20 protein-coding genes, 2 pseudogenes and 1 other annotated feature are annotated in these 23,464 nt (G+C 48.5%); of the genes and pseudogenes, 11 read left to right on the forward strand and 11 right to left on the reverse strand.

The genetic code is table 11. The features are described 5' to 3' along the window. Positions 1-147: 147 nt before the first annotated feature. A pseudogene (locus tag GRPL_RS26835) lies at positions 148-1,145 on the reverse strand (IS3 family transposase). Positions 1,146-1,523: 378 nt separating this feature from the next. Here GRPL_RS26835 and tnpA point away from each other — a divergent pair. Continuing rightward, positions 1,524-1,960, forward strand: a pseudogene (tnpA, locus tag GRPL_RS0125665) (IS200/IS605 family transposase). A gap of 201 nt (positions 1,961-2,161) precedes the next feature. Here tnpA and GRPL_RS13225 read toward each other — a convergent pair. Beyond that, positions 2,162-3,166, reverse strand: a complete 1,005-nt coding sequence (locus GRPL_RS13225) for an NAD-dependent epimerase (RefSeq protein ID WP_032686791.1) — start codon at positions 3,164-3,166, stop codon at positions 2,162-2,164. 1,375 nt (positions 3,167-4,541) lie between these two features. Between GRPL_RS13225 and GRPL_RS13220 the strand changes: the two genes are divergently transcribed. The 8 genes from GRPL_RS13220 (at position 4,542) to GRPL_RS13185 (ending at position 13,940) form a co-directional block, all read left to right on the forward strand. Then, positions 4,542-5,309: an ABC transporter permease gene (locus GRPL_RS13220; RefSeq protein WP_015583927.1), complete on the forward strand. Its 768-nt coding sequence runs from the start codon at positions 4,542-4,544 to the stop codon at positions 5,307-5,309. After that, positions 5,309-6,049: an O-antigen export ABC transporter ATP-binding protein RfbB gene (gene rfbB / locus GRPL_RS13215; RefSeq protein WP_000433876.1), complete on the forward strand. Its 741-nt coding sequence runs from the start codon at positions 5,309-5,311 to the stop codon at positions 6,047-6,049. The genes GRPL_RS13220 and rfbB overlap by 1 nt, the downstream gene beginning before the upstream one ends. Before the next feature lie 14 nt (positions 6,050-6,063). Further along, positions 6,064-7,956 (forward strand): DUF4422 domain-containing protein, encoded by a 1,893-nt coding sequence (locus GRPL_RS13210; RefSeq protein ID WP_032686792.1) that lies wholly within the window; start codon positions 6,064-6,066, stop codon positions 7,954-7,956. A gap of 18 nt (positions 7,957-7,974) precedes the next feature. Further along, on the forward strand, positions 7,975-9,129 hold the full coding sequence (gene glf / locus GRPL_RS13205; protein WP_032699196.1) for a UDP-galactopyranose mutase: 1,155 nt from the start codon (positions 7,975-7,977) through the stop codon (positions 9,127-9,129). Continuing rightward, a complete protein-coding gene (locus GRPL_RS13200; RefSeq protein WP_032699197.1) occupies positions 9,126-10,016 on the forward strand; it encodes a glycosyltransferase in 891 nt (296 codons plus the stop codon). The genes glf and GRPL_RS13200 overlap by 4 nt, the downstream gene beginning before the upstream one ends. Beyond that, positions 10,017-11,162, forward strand: coding sequence for a glycosyltransferase family 4 protein (locus GRPL_RS13195; protein WP_162180079.1), 1,146 nt, complete (start codon positions 10,017-10,019; stop codon positions 11,160-11,162). It begins immediately after the preceding gene. A gap of 121 nt (positions 11,163-11,283) precedes the next feature. Next, positions 11,284-12,588: a glycosyltransferase family 2 protein gene (locus GRPL_RS13190; protein WP_032699198.1), complete on the forward strand. Its 1,305-nt coding sequence runs from the start codon at positions 11,284-11,286 to the stop codon at positions 12,586-12,588. A gap of 344 nt (positions 12,589-12,932) precedes the next feature. Then, positions 12,933-13,940 carry an acyltransferase family protein gene (locus GRPL_RS13185; protein ID WP_032686797.1) on the forward strand — a complete coding sequence of 336 codons (1,008 nt, stop codon included), beginning with the start codon at positions 12,933-12,935 and terminating at the stop codon, positions 13,938-13,940. A 105-nt stretch (positions 13,941-14,045) separates the two neighbouring features. Here the strand turns inward: GRPL_RS13185 and hisIE are convergent, their stop codons facing one another. The 9 genes from hisIE to hisL all read right to left on the reverse strand — a co-directional run bounded on the left by hisIE (position 14,046) and on the right by hisL (position 21,301). After that, positions 14,046-14,645: a bifunctional phosphoribosyl-AMP cyclohydrolase/phosphoribosyl-ATP diphosphatase HisIE gene (gene hisIE / locus GRPL_RS13180; RefSeq protein ID WP_004864532.1), complete on the reverse strand. Its 600-nt coding sequence runs from the start codon at positions 14,643-14,645 to the stop codon at positions 14,046-14,048. Next, positions 14,639-15,415: an imidazole glycerol phosphate synthase subunit HisF gene (gene hisF, locus GRPL_RS13175; protein WP_004864530.1), complete on the reverse strand. Its 777-nt coding sequence runs from the start codon at positions 15,413-15,415 to the stop codon at positions 14,639-14,641. Before hisF ends, hisIE begins: the two co-directional genes overlap by 7 nt. After that, entirely contained in the window at positions 15,397-16,134 is a 738-nt protein-coding gene (hisA, locus tag GRPL_RS13170) for a 1-(5-phosphoribosyl)-5-[(5-phosphoribosylamino)methylideneamino]imidazole-4-carboxamide isomerase (protein ID WP_032686799.1), read from the reverse strand. Before hisA ends, hisF begins: the two co-directional genes overlap by 19 nt. Further along, positions 16,134-16,724 (reverse strand): imidazole glycerol phosphate synthase subunit HisH, encoded by a 591-nt coding sequence (gene hisH, locus GRPL_RS13165; protein WP_032686800.1) that lies wholly within the window; start codon positions 16,722-16,724, stop codon positions 16,134-16,136. Before hisH ends, hisA begins: the two co-directional genes overlap by 1 nt. Next, entirely contained in the window at positions 16,724-17,791 is a 1,068-nt protein-coding gene (gene hisB / locus GRPL_RS13160) for a bifunctional histidinol-phosphatase/imidazoleglycerol-phosphate dehydratase HisB (protein ID WP_032686801.1), read from the reverse strand. Before hisB ends, hisH begins: the two co-directional genes overlap by 1 nt. Next, positions 17,788-18,849 (reverse strand): histidinol-phosphate transaminase, encoded by a 1,062-nt coding sequence (gene hisC, locus GRPL_RS13155; RefSeq protein ID WP_032699199.1) that lies wholly within the window; start codon positions 18,847-18,849, stop codon positions 17,788-17,790. The genes hisB and hisC overlap by 4 nt, the downstream gene beginning before the upstream one ends. Further along, a complete protein-coding gene (gene hisD, locus GRPL_RS13150) occupies positions 18,846-20,150 on the reverse strand; it encodes a histidinol dehydrogenase (protein WP_004864519.1) in 1,305 nt (434 codons plus the stop codon). The genes hisC and hisD overlap by 4 nt, the downstream gene beginning before the upstream one ends. 56 nt (positions 20,151-20,206) lie before the next feature. Next, on the reverse strand, positions 20,207-21,106 hold the full coding sequence (hisG, locus tag GRPL_RS13145; RefSeq protein WP_004864517.1) for an ATP phosphoribosyltransferase: 900 nt from the start codon (positions 21,104-21,106) through the stop codon (positions 20,207-20,209). 46 nt (positions 21,107-21,152) lie between these two features. Next, positions 21,153-21,275 (reverse strand) — a sequence feature (His leader region). After that, positions 21,251-21,301 carry a his operon leader peptide gene (hisL, locus tag GRPL_RS27750; protein ID WP_099130698.1) on the reverse strand — a complete coding sequence of 17 codons (51 nt, stop codon included), beginning with the start codon at positions 21,299-21,301 and terminating at the stop codon, positions 21,251-21,253. Its footprint overlaps the feature before it by 25 nt. 175 nt (positions 21,302-21,476) lie before the next feature. Here hisL and GRPL_RS13140 point away from each other — a divergent pair, with 175 nt between their 5' ends. Together GRPL_RS13140 and GRPL_RS13135 are read left to right on the forward strand one after the other, a co-directional pair. Beyond that, positions 21,477-22,301 (forward strand): SDR family oxidoreductase, encoded by an 825-nt coding sequence (locus tag GRPL_RS13140; protein ID WP_004864515.1) that lies wholly within the window; start codon positions 21,477-21,479, stop codon positions 22,299-22,301. Positions 22,302-22,338: 37 nt separating this feature from the next. Then, positions 22,339-23,229 (forward strand): LysR family transcriptional regulator, encoded by an 891-nt coding sequence (locus GRPL_RS13135; protein WP_032699200.1) that lies wholly within the window; start codon positions 22,339-22,341, stop codon positions 23,227-23,229. Positions 23,230-23,464: the final 235 nt, after the last annotated feature.

A 23,464-nucleotide genomic window follows, 5' to 3' on the forward strand; every position in this document is an offset into this window, starting at 1 on the left:
AGTGAGTCTTAAGTTATGATTTTATAAGTTATTAATTATGCCGCTATATTAACTAATGTCTTTATAAATTCAGAAAATAGTTTACAGGCTCACGTTTTTCTTTTTTCAAGAATTGGCAATCTTGGATACAATATAAATAGACCCATTTTAGTTCCATGCTTTTTTGATATTTCCGGGGTTTCAGCCATCAGCCGGTATTCTTCCGGCGCAGGTTATTCCGGGATTCATGAGGGCGCTCGTTGTTATATTCTTCCAGCCAGCGCTCTGTAATTTCCCGTACTTCATTCAGTGTTCTGAACAGATAAAAATCCAGTATTTCTGTCCTGTACGTCCGGTTGAACCGTTCGATAAAGGCATTCTGCGTGGGCTTGCCGGGCCTAATAAATTCCAGCACTCTCACGACCCGCTGCGCGGGGATATTCAGGTCAATTTCGATCGCCAGTGCTTCGCGATTAAAATCATCCACCACGTTGAAGGTCCGGAAGCGCCTGCCGCACACCAGCGCATCGTTCATAAAATCGATGGACCAGCTCTGATTCATCGCCTCTGGCGTCGCCAGCGGAGCCGGATAACGCACCGGCAGGCGCTGATTTCCCTTACGGCGAAAATTCAGTTTCAGCAGGCAGTAAATACGGTGAACTCTTTTATGGTTCCAGATATTGCCCTACCTGCGCAGCACCAGAAAAAGCTTTTTAAATCCGTATCGCGGATAGCGTTCAGCCGCCACGCTCAGCGCCATAATCACCGGCTCATCGCGTCGCGTATCCGGCTGATAACGAAATACCGTCCTGCTCAGCGACAATGTCCTGCATGCCTGACGTAAGCTCATGGCAAACTGCGCGGTCAGATAGCTGACCAGCTCACGCTTTATCGCTGGTTTTAAAGCTTTTTTCAATAACGTCTTTCAGGGCGCGGCACTCGAGACTCAGGTCTGCAAACATTTGTTTCAGCCGGCGGTTTTCATCCTCAAGATCCTCCATCTTTTTGATATCAGAGGCTTCCATGCCTCCGAACTTCGCTTTCCAGTTGTAGTACGAGGCCTCAGAGATCCCGGCCTCGCGGCAGACATCCTTAACGGTGCGTCCGGCTTCGACGGACTTCAGAACGGCGATGATCTGGTGTTCGGTGAATCGTGCTTTGCGCATGGCGATCTCCTCCGGGGACATAGTCAGTATGCCGGAAGATCTCTGAAAGTGAATGGTCCGGTTTACAGGGATGCTTACAACCTCAACTATGACCTCCGTAGTGTGATGCAGGCTGTAATTTTACGCTAAACTCATTGCTAGGTTTACGGTGGTCGGATATGTTAAATCATACCTTGTGAAGAGCTGCCGTCACTTAGATGTAGATGCCGGAGATAAGCGCCGGAAGGGAAAGAAGCCTGCTATGCGGGCTTTTTTTGTTGTCATCCGTAAACTACCTTCTAGTGAGATGGTGATTGATTCTGTAAGGATATAGCCTGAAGAATGCCCATGTCGGAGTATTTCTTCTTACTCACCACAAGTAAAAGGAGACAAACCGTCATGGGACTTTACAGGAGTTCATCACATAAATATTTGCGTTGCAAATACCGCATAGTCTGGACGCCAAAGTACCGATTCAGGATCCTGAAAGATAAGCTGGGTAAGGAGCTGTCCAGGGCGTTTATATCCTCTGTGGAATAAAGGATTGTGAGGTTCTGGAGCTAAATGTTCAGCCCGATCATGTACATCTGGTCGTAATCATCCCACCGAAGATCTCGATATCAACTCTGATGAGCCATCTAAAAGGACGCAGTACCATCAGGCCTTATAATCGTTTTCCACATATCATGAAGAAGCAATGGGGAAACCATTTTTGGTCCCGAGGCTACTTTGTCGATACGGTGGAAGTGAATGAAGAAATTATCAGACGATATGTGAGGGATCAGGAGAAAACGGAACAAACGTATGAACTGCAGATAGAATTGCTAGAGCAGTAATCGAAAGTTGACAGTCCCCCCTTACAGGAGCATTCTCAAAGGCCACCTTCTCAGAAGGTGGCCTTTACTTTTGTACCCAGGGGAGAACTAATCAAGCAGGAGTTCCGACCAAAGTGGATGCGCATCAAAGCTTCTGTAAAACGCAGGAACAAAAAAAACCGCAACCCTGCGATTGCGGTTCAGAAAGAATCAGGTAACCACTCAGGCGTTGTAATACGCCTTGTACCAGTCCACGAAGTTCTTCACGCCATCCTTAACGGATGTCTGTGGTTTAAAGCCAACCAGATCATACAGTGGCTTGGTATCCGCGCTGGTTTCCAGGACGTCGCCTGGCTGGATCGGCATCATGTTTTTCTCAGCTTCCATCCCCAGCGCTTCTTCCAGAGCGGTGATGTAGTCCATCAACTCCACCGGCGAGCTGTTACCGATATTATAGATTCGATAAGGGGCTGAACTGGTGGCCGGTGAGCCGTTTTCTACGGTCCATTCAGGATCTGCCTGCGGAATGACATCCTGCACGCGGACAATCGCTTCTACAATGTCATCAATGTAGGTGAAATCACGCTTCATCTTGCCGTAGTTGTAGACGTCGATGCTCTTACCTTCCAGCATGGCTTTGGTAAATTTGAACAGCGCCATATCCGGGCGTCCCCACGGGCCATACACGGTGAAGAAACGTAAGCCGGTGGTGGGGATACCATAGAGATGAGAGTAGGTATGCGCCATCAGTTCATTGGCTTTTTTGGTTGCCGCATACAGTGACACCGGGTGATCGACCGAATCATCCGTGGAGAACGGCATCTTGCGGTTCAGACCATACACTGAACTGGAAGAGGCATACAGCAGGTGCTGTACCTTGGTATGCCGGCAGCCTTCCAGAATGTTCAGATAACCAATCAGGTTGGCATCGGCATAGGCATGCGGATTTTCCAGCGAATAGCGTACGCCAGCCTGCGCTGCCAGATGGATTACGCGATCAAACTTCTCAGTAGCAAAAATTTGGGCAATACCCTCGCGATCGGCAAGATCGGTTTTGTAAAAACTGAACAGAGGGGACTGTAAAAGATCCAGGCGAGACTGCTTGAGATTGACATCGTAGTAATCGTTCATGTTGTCGATGCCAACAACCTCATGACCCGCCTCCAGAAGGCGCTGACTTGCATGAAAGCCGATAAATCCTGCGGCTCCAGTGACTAAAAACTTCATATTCATCCTCCGGGATCGGTGTTCCCCGCTATATATATTTGTCGATTTTACACTGGCTTGCCTTCGGGATCATCTGCTTTACCGTTGCAGGATATAAGCAGGTACTGTGGGAAGTACAGGGTTGTACACTTCCCGGGTCTGAGTGAGTGCAGAAGATTTAGGGTAAGTTCGCAAATGATAATCATTATTACATGAAAAATAAGTTAGCGTTATAATCGTTCCTGCTGTTCTTTGATAGTTACCGCACTCTGTTCGCCTCGTAAGCAAAGCAGCGGAAGGCTGAGCCTGGTCAATATTGTTTCTTTTTATATATTTTCCGAACAATTCCTGAATAATCAGTCAGTATTACTATTGTAATGATAGTAATAAAAACTACTTTTTTTCTTTATTATCATATTGTTAAGTTGTTCTGGCGCGGTGTTCGAATAATGTGCGATAGCTGTATGTTTTTTGGCTGAATGGATTGGTTATGCTTTTTCATTTTTATTCTTCCAGACCAGAGCTATAATGCGCGCGTAATTCACAACCTACATATGTATTATTGATAATGCGCAACAAACGTACTCTGCGAAGTACGGAGTGGCCACTTTTGAAGAAAAGTCAAACTCACTTTTATGCAAAAGAGGTTGAGGAAGTACGTTATCCTGATAGTGCTACCGCTGCCTGCTCGCGAACTTGATACTCTGCCTGACTCATGTAGAGATGCGGAGCGCCTTGCTACATGGCTGCTGAAGCCTCACTGCTGAGAGTGGCGCTTTTTGTTGGTTTCAATGGTGAAATGAGAAAGTCCTGATAGATAGGATGCCATAAACTGGGGAGAGTAGCGGTGCATTTGTTGCGGTGTAGCGATGGATGTGAGTCCGGAGAGGGGCGATGAGTACAGATATCCGTTTGTTTTTAGCTTTTTTGCCGAACGCTGACTAGTCTGTTTGTGGCTTTATGAACGCTGCGCTGGCAACGCCAACGACGCGTGTATCCTCTTCGTTACGGTATGACCGGGCAAGACAGACACTTTAGAGAGGGGAGTCCGCATTTTGGTTGCGATAGCCAATGGCGGTAGCGTGTCTGAATTTTAGAATAACTTCATTGTTGGATTTAACATTTTCTTTACAACCTTAAAGGATGGTTTATGTGTCTTCCACGAGAATCACATTTTCATTCAGCTCTTACTGAGGTTAGCGGCCATCTCCGACTTTGGAGTGTGAATATGCGCAGAAAAGATTGCTCACATATTGCTTGTGCAAAATAATGTTACAATTGGTCTTTGTTTATGGGAATAGCTGTTCGTCTCTAGAGCACAGCAGGTGTCATCGATAATTCTGTTTGATACATATTACGTACGGAATTTTTTGTAGAATAATTTATGAGTATAAAAATGAAGTATAATATAGGGTATTTGTTTGATCTTCTTGTTGTTATAACAAACAAAGATTTAAAGGTACGTTATAAAAGCAGCGTATTTGGTTACTTATGGTCAATTGCGAATCCACTGCTTTTTGCAATGATATATTATTTCATTTTTAAACTCGTCATGCGAGTGCAGATCCCGAATTATACCCTTTTCTTGATTACTGGTTTATTTCCGTGGCAGTGGTTTGCCAGCTCAGCGACAAATTCTCTGTTTTCATTTATCGCCAATGCGCAAATAATCAAAAAAACAGTTTTCCCGCGCTCAGTTATTCCATTGAGTAATGTCATGATGGAAGGGTTGCATTTCTTGTGTACAATTCCTGTGATTATTGCATTCCTGTTTGTGTATGGTATGCGTCCGTCGCTCTCATGGCTCTGGGGTGTACCAATTATTGCGCTTGGTCAGGTGATTTTTACATTTGGTATCTCAATCATATTTTCTACGTTAAATCTGTTCTTCAGGGATTTAGAGCGATTTGTCAGCCTTGGTATCATGCTCATGTTTTATTGCACGCCGATATTATACGCGTCAGATATGATTCCGGAAAAATTTAGCTGGATTATTACCTATAATCCTCTGGCAAGCATGATCCTCAGCTGGCGGCAGCTGTTCATGGATGGCGTCTTAAATTATGAATATATTTCAATCCTTTACATTACGGGTTTAGTCCTGACAATTGTGGGCCTGAGTATTTTTAATAAATTAAAATATCGATTTGCAGAGATTTTGTAATGGAACCAGTAATAAACTTTAGCCACGTTACGAAAGAGTATCCTCTTTACCACCATATTGGCTCAGGAATTAAGGATCTCGTATTTCACCCTAAAAGAGCTTTTCAGCTGTTAAAAGGGCGTAAATATCTTGCGATCGAAGACATTACCTTCACCGTGGGTAAAGGCGAGGCCGTAGCGCTGATTGGTCGTAACGGCGCAGGGAAAAGTACCTCCCTCGGGTTGGTGGCCGGCGTCATTAAGCCTACAAAAGGCACTGTTACAACCCAGGGACGCGTTGCCTCAATGCTTGAGCTAGGCGGCGGTTTTCACCCTGAATTAACCGGGCGAGAAAATATTTATCTCAATGCGACCCTGCTTGGGCTACGCCGCAAAGAGGTTCAGCAACGGATGGATCGGATAATTGAGTTCTCCGAACTGGGTGATTTCATTGACGAACCTATTCGCGTGTACTCAAGTGGTATGCTTGCGAAGCTTGGATTCTCTGTCATCAGCCAGGTAGAACCCGATATACTTATTATCGATGAGGTACTTGCTGTCGGTGACATTTCGTTCCAGGCCAAATGTATACAAACAATACGAGACTTCAAAAATAAGGGTGTAACGATATTATTCGTTAGCCACAATATGAGTGATGTTGAAAAAATCTGTGACCGAGTTGTTTGGATCGAAAACCATAAACTCCGCGAAATTGGCTCAGCAGAGAGAATCATTGAACTTTACAAGCAAGCAATGGCTTAATAATTGGTAATAAGATGAATAGTATCAAAATTTACACATGTCACCACAAACCCAGTGCTTTTCTAAACGCCTCTATTATTAAACCACTGCATGTCGGGAAGGCTAATACTTATAATGACATTGGCTGTGAAGGAGATGATAGCGGAGACAACATTTCCTTTAAAAACCCCTTTTATTGTGAGCTGACGGCCCACTACTGGGTGTGGAAGAATGAATCCCTTGCTGACTATGTGGGATTTATGCATTACCGCAGACACTTGAACTTTGCAGAACAACAAAATCATCCTGAGGATAACTGGGGGGTTGTTAACTACCCGCTAATCAATGCCGAATACGAAAGCCAGTTTGGCTTAAGCGATGAATCCATAAGCACCTGCGTCGATGGATATGATCTGCTGTTACCCAAAAAATGGTCGGTAACTTCGGCAGGAAGTAAGAATAACCTTGATCATTATGCAAAAGGTGAGTTTTTACACATTAAAGACTATCAGTCTGCTCTGGATGTCGTTGAAGAACTGTATCCGGAATATAAAGCTGCGATTCAACAATTCAATAATGCAACCGATGGTTATTATACGAACATGTTTGTTATGCGCAAAGACATGTTCCTGGATTATTCTGAATGGCTTTTTGCTATTTTGTCTAATCTTGAAGATCGGATTTCGATGAATAACTATAATGCTCAAGAAAAACGAGTTATAGGGCACATCGCTGAGCGTTTATTCAATATCTATATCATTAAATGTCAACAAGATAAACAGCTTAAAATAAAAGAACTACAGCGCACGTTTGTCACTGCTGAAACATTTAATGGTAAATTAAACCCCGTTTTTGACGAAAGCGTACCGGTTGTTATCAGTTTTGATAATAACTATGCATTAAGTGGCGGGGCATTAATAAATTCAATTGTTCGCCATTCTGATGCTAACAGAAACTATGATATCGTTGTTCTGGAAAATAAGGTCAGCCATTTAAATAAACAACGCCTTATCAAACTAGTTGCTGGTCATAACAACATATCACTGCGCTTTTTTGATGTGAATTCATTCACTGAGATGAGTGATGTTCATACCCGTGCACACTTTAGTGCGTCGACCTATGCGCGCTTGTTTATTCCGCAACTTTTCCGCGAGTATAAAAAAGTTGTGTTTATCGATTCTGACACCGTGGTGAAGGCTGATTTGGCAACACTTCTGGATGTCGAGATCGACACTAACCTGGTTGCCGCTGTTAAAGACATCGTCATGGAAGGATTTGTGAAGTTTGGTACGATGTCAGAATCTGATGATGGCATTATGCCAGCAGGGGAATACCTGAAAAAGACATTAGGAATGACTAACCCTGACGAATATTTTCAGGCCGGGATTATTGTTTTTAACGTCGAACAAATGGTTAAAGAGAACACCTTTGCTCAATTGATGTCAGCATTGAAAGCCAAAAAGTATTGGTTCTTAGATCAGGATATCATGAACAAAGTCTTCTTTGGCCGAGTCAAGTTTTTACCATTAGAATGGAATGTGTACCATGGTAATGGTAATACCGATGATTTCTTCCCGAATCTCAAGTTTTCAACCTATATGCGGTTTTTGGAAGCCAGAAGAAATCCAAAAATGATTCACTATGCGGGTGAAAACAAACCATGGAATACTGAGAAAGTCGATTTCTATGATGATTTTCTTGAGAATGTTTTAAATACCCCATGGGAAAAAGAAATTTACTATCGCCAGTTACCTGTGGCCACGGTAGTACATAATCAACATACTGAACTGCAGCAAACCGTGTTACTGCAGACAAAGATTAAACGAGCTTTAATGCCATATGTTAACAAATATGCTCCTGTCGGTTCGCCAAGAAGAAATAAGCTCACTAAATATTATTATAAAGTTCGCCGCTCGATTCTTGGCTAATATAACTGGAGATACATTATGAAGCGTAACAATATTCTGATCGTCGGTGCTGGTTTTTCAGGTGTGGTCATTGCCCGCCAGCTTGCTGAACAAGGTCACAAGGTTAAAATCATCGATCAGCGGGACCACATCGGAGGAAACTCTTATGACACTCGCGATCCTCAGACTGATGTCATGGTTCATGTCTACGGTCCGCATATTTTCCATACGGATAATGAAACCGTTTGGAAGTTTGTCAATCAGTATGCTGAGATGATGCCCTATGTTAATAGAGTAAAAGCGACTGTTAATGGTCAGGTTTTTTCACTGCCGATTAATTTGCATACTATTAACCAGTTTTTTGCTAAAACCTGTTCTCCTGATGAAGCTCGCGCGCTCATTAGCGAAAAAGGTGATAGCTCGATTCTGGAACCGAAGACATTTGAAGAGCAGGCTTTGCGCTTTATTGGTAAAGAATTATATGAAGCGTTCTTCAAAGGCTACACTATAAAACAGTGGGGGATGCAGCCTTCCGAACTTCCGGCATCTATACTCAAACGGTTGCCTGTGCGTTTCAATTATGACGATAACTACTTCAATCATAAATTCCAGGGCATGCCGAAGTTGGGCTATACCCATATGATTGAAGCGATCGCCGATCATGAAAATATCACTCTGCAATTACAGCGTGAGTTTGCGGCTGAAAATCGTGACAGTTATGATCATGTGTTTTATAGCGGGCCGTTAGACGCGTTCTATTCATACCAGCATGGGCGTCTTGGCTACCGTACTCTGGACTTTGAGCGATTTACCTGGCAAGGTGATTATCAGGGCTGCGCGGTCATGAATTATTGCTCAGTTGATGTCCCGTATACGCGAATTACGGAACATAAATATTTTTCCCCGTGGGAAAGCCATGAAGGTTCCGTATGTTATAAGGAATATAGTCGCGCTTGCGGTGAAGATGATATTCCTTACTATCCAATCCGCCAGATGGGTGAGATGGCTCTGCTGGATAAATATTTATCACTGGCGGAGAATGAGAAAAATATTACTTTCGTTGGACGCTTGGGGACTTATCGCTACCTTGATATGGATGTAACGATTGCAGAAGCATTGAAAACGGCCGATAAATATCTGTCCTCATTGTCCAACGACGAAGCGATGCCTGTATTTGTGGCCGACGTACGATGAAACATACTGCATTAATAGTCACTTTTAACCGTCTTGAAAAGCTAAAAAAGACGGTTGCTGAAACTGTTAAGCTGCACTTTACCTCTATCGTTATTGTCAACAACGGGTCCACGGATGGGACCTCTGATTGGCTTCAGACAATCACTGATCCCCGTGTAATTGTCTTGAATCTGGCCTGTAATAACGGTGGCGCCGGAGGGTTTAAGGCCGGTAGTCAATACATATGCAGTTCTGTTGATAGCGATTGGGTCTTCTTTTATGACGATGATGCTTATCCGCAAAGTGATATTCTTGATAAGTTCTCAACGATAAATAAAGAAGGTTGTCGTGTTTTTACGGCTTTAGTTAAAGATTTGCAGGGCCGGACATGCGCGATGAATGTTCCATTTGCAAAAGTCCCGACCTCGTTTAGTGATACTTTGCAATATATCAAACATCCCCAACGATATGTACCAGATAATAAGGAAATGCTGGTGCAAACAGTTTCATTTGTTGGCATGATCATTAAGCGTGAAGTCTTGAATGAGCACCTTCATCATATTTATGATGAACTTTTCCTTTATTTTGATGACCTCTATTTTGGTTATCAATTAACTCTAAGTGGCGAGAAAATTATCTATAATCCGGAACTTGTTTTTACTCATGATGTGAGTATCCAGGGAAAGGTCATATCGCCAGAGTGGAAGGTTTACTATCTTTGTCGAAACTTAATTTTGGCTAAGAGAATATTTACGGAAGTGGCAGTTTTTAGTAGTTCATCAATCCTTTTGCGCCTATGCAAGTATATCTCCATATTCCCTGTACAGCGCCGGAAATGGGTATATCTAAAATTTTTATGCCGTGGGATTGTACATGGTGTAAAAGGAATTAGCGGTAAGTTTCACTAAGTGGACATAGCAATGAAAAAACTGTGTTATTTCATAAATTCGGATTGGTATTTTGATTTGCATTGGACCGATCGTGCAATTGCCGCCCGAGATGCCGGTTATGAGATTCACATTATTAGCCATTTTGTCGATGATAAAATAGCGATAAAATTCAAGACACTAGGTTTTATTTGTCATAATATTCCTCTTGTCGCTCAATCGTTCAACGTTTTGATTTTTTTTCGGGCCTTTTTTAAGGCTCGGAAAATTATTCAAAGCATTAATCCTGATTTATTACACTGCATTACCATCAAACCGTGTTTGATCGGCGGATTTCTGGCTAAAAGTACCCATCGTCCTGTTATTCTGAGTTTTGTCGGTTTAGGCCGAGTATTTTCGGCAGAGTCTGGCTGTCTTAAGCTGCTGCGTAGTTTTACTGTTATGGCATATAAGTATATCGCCAGTAACAAATGCAGCTTGTTTATGTTCGAACATGATAAAGACAGAGCCAAACTCGCCGATCTGGTTGGTATCGATTACAAACAGACTATTGTTATTGATGGTGCGGGTATTAATCCAGAGATTTACAAATATTCTCTGGAGCAGCAACGTGATGTCCCGGTCGTCCTTTTTGCCAGCCGTATGCTGTGGAGTAAAGGACTTGGTGATCTGATTGAAGCCAAAAAAATACTGAGTAATAAAAATATTCACTTTACGCTGAATGTTGCCGGTATCTTAGTTGAGAATGATAAAGACGCGATTCCGCTAGCGACGATACAGAAATGGCAAAGCGAAGGCGTGATAAACTGGCTCGGTCATTGCTCTAATGTATTTGATTTAATTGAAGAATCAAATATCGTTGCTTTGCCGTCGGTCTACGCCGAAGGCGTACCACGTATCTTGCTGGAAGCTTCCTCGGTCGGGCGTGCTTGTATCGCTTATGATGTTGGTGGCTGTGATAGCTTAATTATCAACAACGATAATGGGTTAATTGTAAAAAGTAAATCTGTCGAGGAATTAGCGGAGAAACTCGGTTTCCTGTTAGATAATCCTGAAACGCGAGTCGCAATGGGTATCAATGGCAGAAAGCGTATTCAAGATAAATTCTCGAGCGTGATGATCATTAATAAAACATTAAAAACATATCGCGATGTTGTTGAAGAGTAATTTTTGATGAAGCTGAGTCGCTTTCATCTTACCTATCCTTAATGAACTGGAAACCTACAAATTAAACGCTACCAATAAATAAATATAATTGCGTTTAGAAGCTAAGCGTCAAGGTGATTACATGTCTGAAAAAAAGAGTATTGCTGTTTCTGTTATTATCCCTGTGCACAATGCTGCTGGATATATTTCCGATACATTAAGCACCGTTTTGTCGCAAACATTAAATGATATCGAAATCATTATTATCAATGATTGTTCTCACGATAATACCTTAGAGATTGTCTCTGCGCTGGCTGAAACTGATTCACGGATTAGAGTTATTAACAACACGACAAATCTTGGTGGTGGAGGATCGAGAAACGTTGGGTTGGATGCTGCTATCGGTGAGTACGTTATTTTTCTCGATGACGACGATTACGCTGATAACATGATGTTGGAGCGCATGTACGCGCAGGCCAGCGATACACAAGCGGATGTCGTTATTTGTCGCAGCCAGTCTTTTGATCCCTCCTTACAAGTTTATGCTCCGATGCCGTGGTCAGTTCGCCAGGAGCTGCTACCTGATCTTATGGTTTTTTCCTCCCAGGATATTCCCTCTGACTTTTTCCGCGCCTTTGTCTGGTGGCCATGGGACAAGCTTCTCAGGCGTCAATTTATTGCTACTCATCAGCTTCGTTTTCAGGAAATCAGGACAACAAACGATCTTTTCTTCGTCTGTGCCTTCATGCTGATGGCGAACAGAATCTCGGTCTTAAATGAAACGTTAATTTCTCATACCATCAATCGTAGTGAATCCTTATCCGCCACGAGAGCAGAATCGCACCGCTGTGCTGTTGAAGCATTAGTGGCTCTTAAAGCATTTATCTGTCAGCAGGGGATGATGGATCAACGTCTCAGAGATTACAAAAACTATGTTGTCGTTTTCCTTGAGTGGCATTTAAACACGATATCTGGTCCGGCATTTCATCCGTTTTATCAGCAAGTGAAAGAGTTTATTGTTGCGTTAGATGCAAAGAATGATGATTTTTATGATGAATTTATCGCCGCCGCGCATCATAGAATCACTACGCTGTCAGCTGAAGAGTACCTATTCTCCCTTAAAGATCGTGTTCTGAAGGAGCTTGAGTTTTTCCAGGCAAAGAGCTCCGCATTACAGCAAGAAGTTGAGACGCTGACTGACTCATTCGCTGAGCAAAAGGATGAAAATGCGATATTGCATAATCAATTGCATGAGATTGAAGAGCGGGTTACTGAACAGGAAAAGAATATTCGTCAGTTAACTGACAAAAATAATAATATGCATCATGAAATAACTATCAAACAGCAAGAATTCAATGAAATTTATCAGCATCACAAAAATTTAATCTCTTCTTTATCCTGGAAGTTGACTAAGCCACTACGAGTGGTAAGACGTTTTTTTAAATAATTTCAAAAAGAAGTTAAGCAAGTTTCACTTCTTTGTTAGTGTTCTTGTTATTTTCAATAAAATTTTCGTTAAATAAAAGAGCTCCTGGTCATATGATTTGCGAGTCTCTATTCCTGTTAGATTAATAATTTATTAGTTAGAGAGTAATAGGTTTTTGTCGAGTTTTACTGGGGGCAGTAATATCTCGATGTGTGTACATGTGTTTTTTTTGTGACTTCCTGCCTGTTGAATTTTTTCTATCGGGCAGTGATCACCTTTGAATATTGATAGCTATTCTTTTTATTACTAATAAATTCTTTCTTCTAAAAGAATGTAGTTTTACTCATTGGAATATGGGGTGTAGATTGTCTGTTAACAGATTTGATGCCATTGATGGCACTCGTGGGATATTGGCGGGTATGGTCATGCTCAGCCATATGTTTGGCAGCTTTATGGGGTGGCCGCAAGTCAGACCATTTAGCGGTGCCTATCTGTGCGTGGTATATTTTTTCATCATGAGTGGCTTTGTTCTAACCTATGCCCACGCCTCAGGAAACTTTTTCAAATACGTTCTTACACGTTTTGCCCGATTATGGCCGCTTCATTTTCTGTCAACGATACTGATGGTAGCCATTTATTACTACAATGCACACCATGGCGGCTATGTTTCCAGTCCGGATGTTTTTTCTATTAGCGTGATATTAAAAAATATATTATTTCTTCATGGTCTTTACTGGCATGACTTCAAGTTAGTCAATGAGCCATCATGGAGTATCAGTATTGAGTTTTGGGTGTCACTTTTAATTCCTCTAATCTTTACGCGATTAGGAAATATGACTCGTGCGGTAGTTGCAGGTTTATTATTTATTTTTCTGTGGCATAAACATCCATCAGGGATACCGCCATCAATGCTAACAGCAATGCTGTCAATGCTGATTGGTTCATTGTTTTTTTCTTTATCACAGACAGAGTACTTTAAGTGTCTGATGAAAGAAAAGTTCATGGCTTTCTTTATTACCGCAGCGGCTATCGTATCGATCGTTGGCGTATATGCAATGAACCATAGTCGACTGGACTATTTTTTATTTGTTGCGTTTATCCCGATGCTATTCATCGATCATCTTCCGGATAATCAATTGATAAAGAGAATTTTCACCTCTAATTTATTCTTGTTTCTCGGTTATATTAGCTTCCCTTTGTATTTATTGCATGAACTGGTTATCGTATCCGGATTCATTTTTGACTCTGAGAATGCCTGGGTATCAATATCAATAGCGGCATTTGCATCAATATTCATTGCCTATATTTATGCGCGATTTATCGATTATCCTCTCTATCGGGCGTTAAAGCGTCAGATTGCCAAAATAAGTTAATTATAGTTTGGGTTTTATTGAACGGTATTTAACTGGTTAGTACACTGCAGCCGGAGTAGCGTTGCAACGGCTAAAAGGGGAGGAGCCTACCCTCCCTTCATCGATTTATTTATGCCTGCTACGCAGGTTCTCGACCACCGCCGTCAAATCCAGCCCCTGATCCTGCAGCAGTACCAGCAGGTGATACATCAGATCCGACGCTTCGTTCTTCAGCTCAAACTGGTCGTGTACCGTCGCGGCCAGCGCGGTTTCCACGCCTTCTTCCCCGACTTTTTGCGCAATACGCTTGGTACCGCTGGCGTACAGCTTCGCGGTATATGAGCTTTCCGGATCCGCATGCTTACGCTCGGCCAGCAGTTGTTCCAGCTGATACAGGAACAGCCACTGGTGGCCGGCGTCACCGAAGCAGCTGGAAGTGCCTTTATGGCAGGTCGGGCCAATCGGGTTCACCAGCACCAGCAGGGTATCGTTATCGCAATCCGGAGTAATGCTCACCACGTTGAGAAAGTTGCCGGAGGTTTCCCCTTTGGTCCACAGACGCTGTTTGGTCCGCGAATAAAAGGTCACTTTACCGCTCTCTTCGGTCTTCGCCAGCGCATCCTGATTCATGTAGCCCAGCATCAGGACTTCGCCGGAGATGGCGTGCTGTACGATGGCCGGCATCATGCCGTCGGTTTTTTCCCAGTCCAGCTGTTCAGTTAACATACCCTAATCTCCACGCCCTGTGCTGCCAGGTACGTTTTTAGTTCACCAATATTAATAATTTGCTTGTGGAACACCGACGCCGCCAGCGCGCCGTCGACGTTGGCGTCGCGGAAGGCTTCAAGGAAGTGCTCCATGGTGCCGGCGCCGCCGGAAGCGATAAGCGGCACGTGGCAGACGGCGCGGACTTTACGCAACTGCTCAAGATCGTAGCCGTTACGCACGCCATCCTGATTCATCATGTTCAGCACGATCTCGCCGGCGCCACGTTTCTGCACTTCCTGCACCCAGTCGAGAGTCTCCCACTGAGTCACTCGCGTGCGGCTCTCATCGCCGGTGTACTGGTTAACGTGATATTTACCGCTCTCGGCATCAAACCAGGTGTCGATGCCCACCACAATACACTGCACGCCAAAACGATCGGCCAGACGGGTAATCAGCGTCGGATCGGCCAGCGCCGGGGAGTTAATCGAAATCTTGTCGGCGCCGAAGGAGAGAATCTGCGCCGCATCGTCGAGGGATTTAATTCCGCCTGCGACACAGAAAGGAATATCGATCACTTCCGCTACCCGCGACACCCAGCTTTTATCGACGACGCGGCCGTCGCTGGAGGCGGTGATATCGTAGAACACCAGCTCATCAGCGCCTTCGTCGGCATAGCGTTTCGCCAGCGGGACGATATCGCCGATGATTTCGTGATTACGGAACTGCACGCCTTTCACTACCTGGCCGTCGCGAACGTCGAGGCAGGGGATTATCCGTTTTGCCAGCATTGAATAGCCTCCGTTACGTTAAATTTACCTTCCAGCAGCGCGCGACCGACAATCACGCCGCGCACACCGGTTCCGCGCAGCGCGGCAATATCATTAAGATCGCCGATACCGCCAGAAGACTGAAAGGCCACCTGCGGATAGCGGGCGCACACTTCTTCATACAGCGCGACGTTGGACCCCGCCAGAGTGCCATCGCGAGAGATATCGGTGCACAGGACGTGCTGCAGGCCGACGGATTGATAGCTCTCCACCAGCTCTTCCAGCGTCACGCCGGAGTTTTCCTGCCAGCCGCTGACTGCCACCTGCTTGTTGCCTTGCGCGTCGATACGCACGTCCAGCGCCAGCACCAGATGCTGCGGGCCAAAACGCGTAAACCAGCCTTTTACCACTTCCGGCGATTTCACCGCCGTTGAACCCACCACCACGCGCGCCACGCCTGCGGCAAGCAGGGCTGCCACATCTTCTTCCGTCCGCACGCCGCCGCCAACCTGCACCGGCACGTTCACTCCGGCAACCAGCGTTTTCAGCAGCGGGATCTGGCGCTTCGCCGGGTCTTTCGCGCCGGTCAGGTCGACCAGGTGCAGCACTTCGGCCCCTTGCGCGGCGTAGGACTGCAGGCGCGGCAGCGGATCGTTGCCGTAGTCGCGCTGCTGGCCGTAATCGCCCTGATGGAGACGGACAACCGTGCCGTCAATTAAATCTAAAGCAGGAATGATCATCACATCTCCAGGAAGTTTTTCAGCAGCTGCGCCCCGGCGCTGCCCGAGCGTTCCGGATGAAACTGGACGCCAAAAAAGTTATCTTTCTGTACCGCCGCGGTGAACGGCTCGCCGTAATGACACTGGGCGATGGTGTAAGGATTCACCGGCATGGCATAGCTGTGAACGAAATAAAAATACGCGCCGTCATCGATACCGCGGAACAGACGGTTCCCGGCTTTCGGGTAGACCCGGTTCCAGCCCATATGCGGCAGCGGTAGTCCGTGGTCGGTCATTTTCGGCACGTCTTCTTCGATAATGCCCAGCAAATCCACGCCGTTGCTCTCTTCGCTGCGCCGCCCCAGCAGCTGCATGCCGAGGCAGATGCCGAGCACCGGCTGGGTACAGGCTTTCACCAGCTCAATCAGCTCGCGTTCGCGAATCTGATCCATGGCCGCCTGCGCGGTACCGACGCCGGGTAAAAACAGTTTATCGGCGCGCAGCACCACATCTGGATCGCGGCTGACCGCCGGCTGGTAGCCGTGGCGGCCGATTGCCGACTTTACCGAATTGAGGTTGGCACAGCCGGTGTCGAGGATCACCACGTTCATCACAGGACTCCTTTCGACGAGGGGAGCGTATCGCCCTGCACGCGGATGGCCTGACGCAGCGTACGGCCAAAGGCCTTAAACAGGCTTTCGACGCGATGATGGTCATTCTTGCCCTTCGTTTTCAGGTGCAGCGTGACCGCCATGGTGTAGGAGAGCGAACGGAAGAAGTGCTCCACCATCTCGGTGCTCAGATCGCCGACGCGCTGATAGGCGAAGTCGGCTTTATATTCCAGGTGCGGGCGGCCGGAAATATCCAGCGCGCAGCGGGCCAGACATTCGTCCATCGGCAGCACAAACCCAAAACGGTTGATCCCGCGCTTATCGCCCAGCGCCAGCCTTAATGCCTCGCCCAGCGCCAGACCGGTATCTTCCACGGTGTGGTGATCGTCGATATAGAGGTCGCCGCCGACGTTAATCTCCAGACGGAAACCGCCGTGGGTGGCGATTTGATCGAGCATATGATCGAAGAAGCCGACGCCAGTGTGGATTTTGCTGCCGCCTTCGCGATCCAGCCAGACTTTGACATCCACCTGGGTCTCTTTGGTGTTGCGCTCAACGTGGGCATAGCGGTCGCGGCGAGTCAGCTGTTCGCTGATAGTCGGCCAGTTCAGCGTCTCGCGGTCATAGCGCAGGCCAGTAATGCCCATGTTATCCGCCAGCTCGATGTCGGTGGCGCGATCGCCGATAACGTAGCTGTGGGCTTTATCCATGACGCCCTCTTCCAGCCACGGCAGCACCAGCTGGGTTTTAGGCTTGCGGCATTCGCAGTTGTCGGCCGGCAGATGCGGACAAATCAGCACCTCGTCGAAACTGACGCCCTGGGAAGAGAACACCTGCATCATCAGATTGTGCGGGCCGTCAAACTCCGCCTGCGGCAGACTGTCGGTCCCCAGACCGTCCTGATTGGTGATCATCACCAGCTTGTAACCTTCCTGCTGCAGTTTCAGCAGGGCAGGGATCACCTGCGGCTCAAAGGCCAGCTTTTCAAAGCGGTCTACCTGAAAATCAACCGGTGGCTCGGAAATCAGCGTACCGTCACGGTCAATAAAGAGAAACTTCTGGGTCATACATTCTCCGCAGTCAAAGCGTCAATCACGCGCTGGCTCTCTGCACGGGTACCGATAGTGATACGCAAACAGCCGCTTAATGAGGGTTGTTTATTCTGGTCTCGTAAGATAATGCCCTGATCCCACAAAGATTTAAACACTGCGCTGGACGCTTTAAAGCGTACGAGGACATAGTTAGTCTCGGCGTCGAAGACCTGTTCAACGCACGGGATATCGCGCAGCTGACCGATCAGATACTCACGCTCGTCGAGAATCTGCGCCACGCGCGCGCGCATCGCGGCGATACCCTGCTCGCTGAGCGCCTGGGCGGCAATGTCGGCCACCGGCGTTGACAGCGGGTAGGGGGCGATGACTTTCATTAACAGACTAATCACCTCGGCATTCGCCAGGGTAAACCCACAGCGCAGTCCGGCGAGGGCAAAGGCTTTTGACAGCGTGCGCAGGACCACCAGGTGCGGATAGTCGCTCAGCCAGCCGGCCAGCGTCGCCTGCGGACAGAACTCGATATAGGCTTCATCGGCCACCACAATCGCTTTCCCGCGGGTCATCTCCAGCAGTGTGCGCATATCGTTGGGGTTAATAATCTGCCCGGTCGGGTTGTTCGGGCTGCAGACAAACACCACCTTCACGCCATCGAGATTCGCGGCGATGCCCGGCAGATCGAGCTGCCAGTCGCTCAGGCTCGGTACCGTCCGGCAGGCCACGCCGATGGTTTCAGCGCTAACGCTGTACATGCCGTAGGTTGGCGGACAATACAGCACCGCATCTTGTCCCGGTTCGCAGAAGGCGCGGATCAGCAGCTCGATACCTTCATCGGCGCCGCGGCTGACCAGAACCTGCTCCGGCTTAACGCCGGCATAGCGGGCATAATTCTCAATCACCGCTTTCGGCTGGCATTCCGGGTAGCGGTTCAGCGTCTGCTGGGTCAGCTGAAATTCGACGGCGGTCGGGAACTCATTGGCGTTCAGCCAGACATCGCCTTTGCCGCCCAGACGGCGAGCAGACTGATAAGGCGTCAGATCGCGCACGTTAGCGCGGGCTAAATCTTCGATGCTCATGCTTGCTCCTTAAGGGCTGCAACGCGCAGCGTAACGGCATTTTTGTGGGCGGTCAGGCGCTCTGCGGCGGCGAGGATCTCAATGGTCGAGGCGAGGGCGGCAAAGCCTTCGCGCGACAGCTCCTGCACGGTCATGCGTTTCTGGAAGTCCGCCAGTCCCAGACTTGAGCAGGTGGCGGTATAGCCATAGGTCGGCAGCACGTGGTTGGTGCCGGAGGCATAATCACCGGCAGATTCCGGCGACCAGTCGCCGAGGAACACCGAACCGGCGCTGGTAATGCTGTCAACCAGTTCACGGGCGTTACGGGTCTGGATAATCAGGTGTTCCGGACCGTACTGGTTGGAGATTTCTACGCACTGGGCGAGATCGCGGGCCACGATAATACGGCTGGCCGAGAGCGCTTCCCGGGCGGTCTCAGCGCGCGGCAGCTCCGCCAGCTGGCGCTCAACGGCGCGGGCGACCTGTTGTCCCATCGCCGCATCCGGAGTCAGCAGGATCACCTGAGAATCCGGGCCGTGTTCCGCCTGCGACAGCAGATCGGAGGCGACAAAGTCCGGCGTCGCGCCGCTGTCGGCAATCACCAGCACTTCTGACGGTCCTGCCGGCATATCGATCGCCGCGCCGTCCAGACGCTGGCTGACCTGGCGCTTGGCTTCGGTGACGAAGGCGTTGCCCGGGCCAAAAATTTTATCGACTTTGGCCACCGACTCGGTGCCGAAAGCCAGCGCGGCAATCGCCTGAGCGCCGCCGACGTTGAAGATGGTGCGCACGCCGCAAAGCTGGGCCGCGTAAAGAATCTCATCGGCAATCGGCGGCGGGGAGCACAGAACGACCTGCTGGCATCCCGCGATGCGCGCCGGCGTCGCCAGCATCAGTACCGTCGAGAACAGCGGCGCAGAACCGCCGGGAATATAGAGGCCGACTGAGGCGATAGGGCGGGTCACCTGCTGGCAACGTACGCCTGGCAGCGTCTCCACGTCCACGCCCGGCAGTTTTTGCGCGTTGTGGAAGGTCTCGATATTGCTGACTGCGACCGCCATGGCTTGTTTCAGCTCATCGCTGAGGCGAGCGCCGGCAGCGGCAATTTCTTCTTCGCTGACTTGCAGCGTTTTGACGTCGGTTTTATCAAACTTTGCGCTGTATTCGCGCAGCGCCGCGTCGCCATTGGTTTTGACGTTATCAAGAATGTCCGCCACCGTACGGGTGATGCTGTCGGAGGCAGAAATCGCCGGGCGCATTAAGAGTTGTTGCTGTTGTTCTGCGCTGCAGCTGTTCCAGTCAATGATGGTATTGAAGCTCATGGTCGTTTCCCCTGTCTAATCTCTGAGACAGGCCCGTCGGGCCTGTTCCCCGTGGATTACTCCATCATTTTCTCGATGGGCAGTACCAGAATGGAGCTGGCACCCAGCGCTTTCAGTTTTTCCATGGTTTCCCAGAACAGGGTTTCGCTGCTGACCATATGCATGGCAACACGCTGTTTGTCACCTGCCAGCGGCAGAATAGTCGGGCGTTCAGCGCCTGGCAGCAGGGCCACCACTTCCTCCAGACGTTCGGTCGGGGCGTGCATCATGATGTATTTGGATTCGCGCGCCTGAATCACCCCCTGAATACGGGTCAGCAGACGGTCGATGAGCTGCTGTTTGGCATCGGCCATTTCGCCATCGCGCTGGATCAGACAGGCTTTAGAGCGGAACATCACTTCCACTTCGCGCAGACCGTTGGCTTCCAGGGTGGCGCCGGTGGAGACCAGGTCGCAAATCGCATCGGCCAGGCCAGCGCGCGGGGCGACTTCAACGGAACCGTTCAGCAGACAGGATTTAAAGGAGATGCCTTTCTGATCGAGGTAGCGCTTGAGCAGGTGCGGATAGGAGGTGGCAATACGTTTGCCGTCCAGCGACGACGGGCCTTCCCAGCGTTCATCCGCCGGAGTGGCCAGCGACAGGCGGCAGCCGCCAAAATCAAGGCGACGCAGAGTGAAATAGCGCGGGTCCTCACCCTGAGCGCGACGGCTCAGCAACTCTTCTTCCAGCACGTTCTCGCCAATGATGCCGAGATCCACCACGCCGTCCATAATCAGCCCCGGGATATCGTCATCGCGGACACGCAGAATGTCGATCGGCATATTTTCCGCCAGCGCAATCAGACGCTGGGTGTGCAAATTCACTTTAATGCCACAACGGCTCAGTAATTCGCGTGAATCTTCGCTCAGGCGGCCTGATTTTTGAATAGCTATGCGTAAACGGCTGTTGTCTAACATTCTTATTTCCTCTTAATTCCTGTCTGAATCTGTCCGAATTTGGTTCAAAAAAAAGCCCCCGGAAGTAAATCTTCCGGGGGCTCTATTCGCGCTCATGCACCTCTGGAAGATCTAAACGTCTTCCAGCACACATCGCCTGAAAGACTAGTCAGGATGATGGTGATGATGATGGTGTTTAAATTGAACGCTGTTCATAAAATTCTCTTTGAATGACTATGCATTTGATGCCTTTTAACCTAAACCACTTCAAGCGCAGAAAGCAAGGGCTTTTTACCATCATTAATTCATTTCATCTTTACTGAAGAAATTGTCAGTTGCCGCTGGCTGGCGTAGCCTTAAGTCAGCACAGCGAAAGAGTCAGGAGCCAGGTATGAAAAAGGTCGCAATTGTCGGTTTAGGATGGCTGGGCATGCCGCTCGCTTTGTCATTGAGCGCGCGGGGATGGCAGGTTACCGGCAGCAAAACCACCCAGGACGGCGTGGAGGCGGCGAGGATGTGCGGTATCGACAGCTATCCGTTACGCCTGGAGCCGCAGCTGGTCTGCGATGCCGAAGATCTGGATGCATTGATGAACGTGGATGCGCTGGTGATTACGCTGCCGGCACGCCGCAGCGGGCCTGGGGAGGATTTTTATCTGCAGGCGGTACAGGAGCTCGTCGATACGGCGCTGGCCTACCATATCCCGCGGATTGTCTTCACCAGTTCCACTTCCGTATACGGCAATGCCAGCGGGACGTTAAAAGAAAATTCGCCGCGCGATCCGCAAACCGCCAGCGGCAGGGTGTTGAAGGAGCTGGAGGACTGGCTGCACAACCTTCCGGGTACCTCGGTGGATATTTTGCGTCTGGCCGGACTGGTGGGGCCCTCTCGTCATCCCGGGCGTTTCTTTGCCGGGAAGTCCGCGCCGGATGGTCAGCACGGCGTGAACCTGGTACACCTGCAGGATGTCATTTCAGCAATCGAGCTGCTGCTGCAGGCTCCGAAGGGCGGACACATCTATAATATATGTGCGCCCAAACATCCGGCGCGCGGCGTGTTCTATCCGCAAATGGCCCGTGAACTTGGCTTACCGGCCCCGGTGTTTGCCGATAGCCCAAACGGCGGCGCCGGAAAAATTATTGATGGTAACCGTATCTGCTATGAACTGGGGTTTGACTATCAGTACCCCGATCCGCTGGTGATGCCGATGGAGTAATCCGCCAGCGGGGAATCGCGAACCTGAGGGGGCGGCGATGAAACCACTGCTGGATGTGCTCGTCATTCTGGATGCGCTGGAAAAAGAGGGGAGCTTTGCCGCTGCGTCGGCAAAGCTGTACAAAACGCCTTCTGCGCTGAGCTATACCATTCATAAGCTGGAAAGCGATCTCAATATTCAGCTGCTTGACCGCAGCGGCCATCGGGCGCGCTTTACCCCCACCGGACAGATGCTGCTGGAAAAGGGGCGCGAAGTTCTGCATACCGTCCGCGAGCTGGAAAAACAGGCGATTAAACTGCATCAGGGCTGGGAAAATGCGCTGGTGCTGGCGGTGGATAACACTTTCCCCTTCTTTTTACTGGCGCCTCTGGTCAGCCGGTTCTATCAGCAGCATACCGCTGCCCGACTGCGTTTTGTCCGCGATACGCCGGCCAGTGGCTGGAATGCGCTGTTGGAAGGGCGGGCAGATATTGTCGTTGGGGTATTAAGCGATCCGCCGGCGCGGGTCGGCTATGGCTTTAGCCAGCTAGGTGAGCTGGCGCACATCTTCGTTATCGCGCCGCAGCATCCGCTGGCAAAAATGGATGCGCCGCTAAGCTGGCGGGCGATGAAACACTATCGGGCTATCGTGAGCGGCGGGGAGTGGCCGTCGGTTGACGATCAGGAAAGCCTGGTGACGTACGATTTTGCTGGCCAGCTGATGTTGATTAGCGCGGGGCTGGGATGGGGGTATGTGCCAAGGTATCTGGTGCAGGCTCAGCTGGAAAGCGGTGAGCTGATAGAGAAAGAGGTGGCCTCTCATTTACCCGCGCATCGGGCATGGCTGGGCTGGAATGAAGACGCCGCCGGACTCTCTTGCGCATGGTGGCGCAGCGAGATTTTAGCAAATAATGCTATCCATACGATCTATGATATTAAAATTGTATAAATATTAATCTGTTAAGTAATTGTGGCGACGATTTGGCGCTCCAACATCTTGTCATTTGGCCAGTAAGTGTTGCAAAATATGCGGCCTGAAAAAATAGAAACTAGCCGACGCTTTTTTAAAGTGTCGGTTATTTTTTTGCTTTAAAGACACATCATTCAATACCAAGAGGCCGGGCTTCGTACCGGATAGATATTTACTAAAAACCGACAGTCGTTGTCGCTGAGGAATACACTAA

The sequence above is a fragment of the Klebsiella planticola ATCC 33531 genome, from assembly GCF_000735435.1.
Taxonomy (GTDB): Bacteria; Pseudomonadota; Gammaproteobacteria; order Enterobacterales; family Enterobacteriaceae; genus Klebsiella; species Klebsiella planticola.

Excerpts from the sequence above, each read along its gene's own strand:
- GRPL_RS13140 (WP_004864515.1), top strand. The coding sequence starts at position 21,477 with ATGAAAAAGGTCGCAATTGTCGGTTTAGGATGGCTGGGCATGCCGCTC.
- hisH (WP_032686800.1), bottom strand. The coding sequence starts at position 16,724 with ATGAACGTGGTGATCCTCGACACCGGCTGTGCCAACCTCAATTCGGTA.
- hisG (WP_004864517.1), bottom strand. The coding sequence starts at position 21,106 with ATGTTAGACAACAGCCGTTTACGCATAGCTATTCAAAAATCAGGCCGC.
- hisIE (WP_004864532.1), bottom strand. The coding sequence starts at position 14,645 with ATGTTAACTGAACAGCTGGACTGGGAAAAAACCGACGGCATGATGCCG.
- hisB (WP_032686801.1), bottom strand. The coding sequence starts at position 17,791 with ATGACCCAGAAGTTTCTCTTTATTGACCGTGACGGTACGCTGATTTCC.
- glf (WP_032699196.1), top strand. The coding sequence starts at position 7,975 with ATGAAGCGTAACAATATTCTGATCGTCGGTGCTGGTTTTTCAGGTGTG.
- hisC (WP_032699199.1), bottom strand. The coding sequence starts at position 18,849 with ATGAGCATCGAAGATTTAGCCCGCGCTAACGTGCGCGATCTGACGCCT.
- GRPL_RS13220 (WP_015583927.1), top strand. The coding sequence starts at position 4,542 with ATGAAGTATAATATAGGGTATTTGTTTGATCTTCTTGTTGTTATAACA.
- GRPL_RS13200 (WP_032699197.1), top strand. The coding sequence starts at position 9,126 with ATGAAACATACTGCATTAATAGTCACTTTTAACCGTCTTGAAAAGCTA.
- GRPL_RS13210 (WP_032686792.1), top strand. The coding sequence starts at position 6,064 with ATGAATAGTATCAAAATTTACACATGTCACCACAAACCCAGTGCTTTT.
- GRPL_RS13225 (WP_032686791.1), bottom strand. The coding sequence starts at position 3,166 with ATGAAGTTTTTAGTCACTGGAGCCGCAGGATTTATCGGCTTTCATGCA.
- hisA (WP_032686799.1), bottom strand. The coding sequence starts at position 16,134 with ATGATCATTCCTGCTTTAGATTTAATTGACGGCACGGTTGTCCGTCTC.
- GRPL_RS13190 (WP_032699198.1), top strand. The coding sequence starts at position 11,284 with ATGTCTGAAAAAAAGAGTATTGCTGTTTCTGTTATTATCCCTGTGCAC.
- GRPL_RS13135 (WP_032699200.1), top strand. The coding sequence starts at position 22,339 with ATGAAACCACTGCTGGATGTGCTCGTCATTCTGGATGCGCTGGAAAAA.
- hisF (WP_004864530.1), bottom strand. The coding sequence starts at position 15,415 with ATGCTGGCAAAACGGATAATCCCCTGCCTCGACGTTCGCGACGGCCAG.
- hisD (WP_004864519.1), bottom strand. The coding sequence starts at position 20,150 with ATGAGCTTCAATACCATCATTGACTGGAACAGCTGCAGCGCAGAACAA.
- rfbB (WP_000433876.1), top strand. The coding sequence starts at position 5,309 with ATGGAACCAGTAATAAACTTTAGCCACGTTACGAAAGAGTATCCTCTT.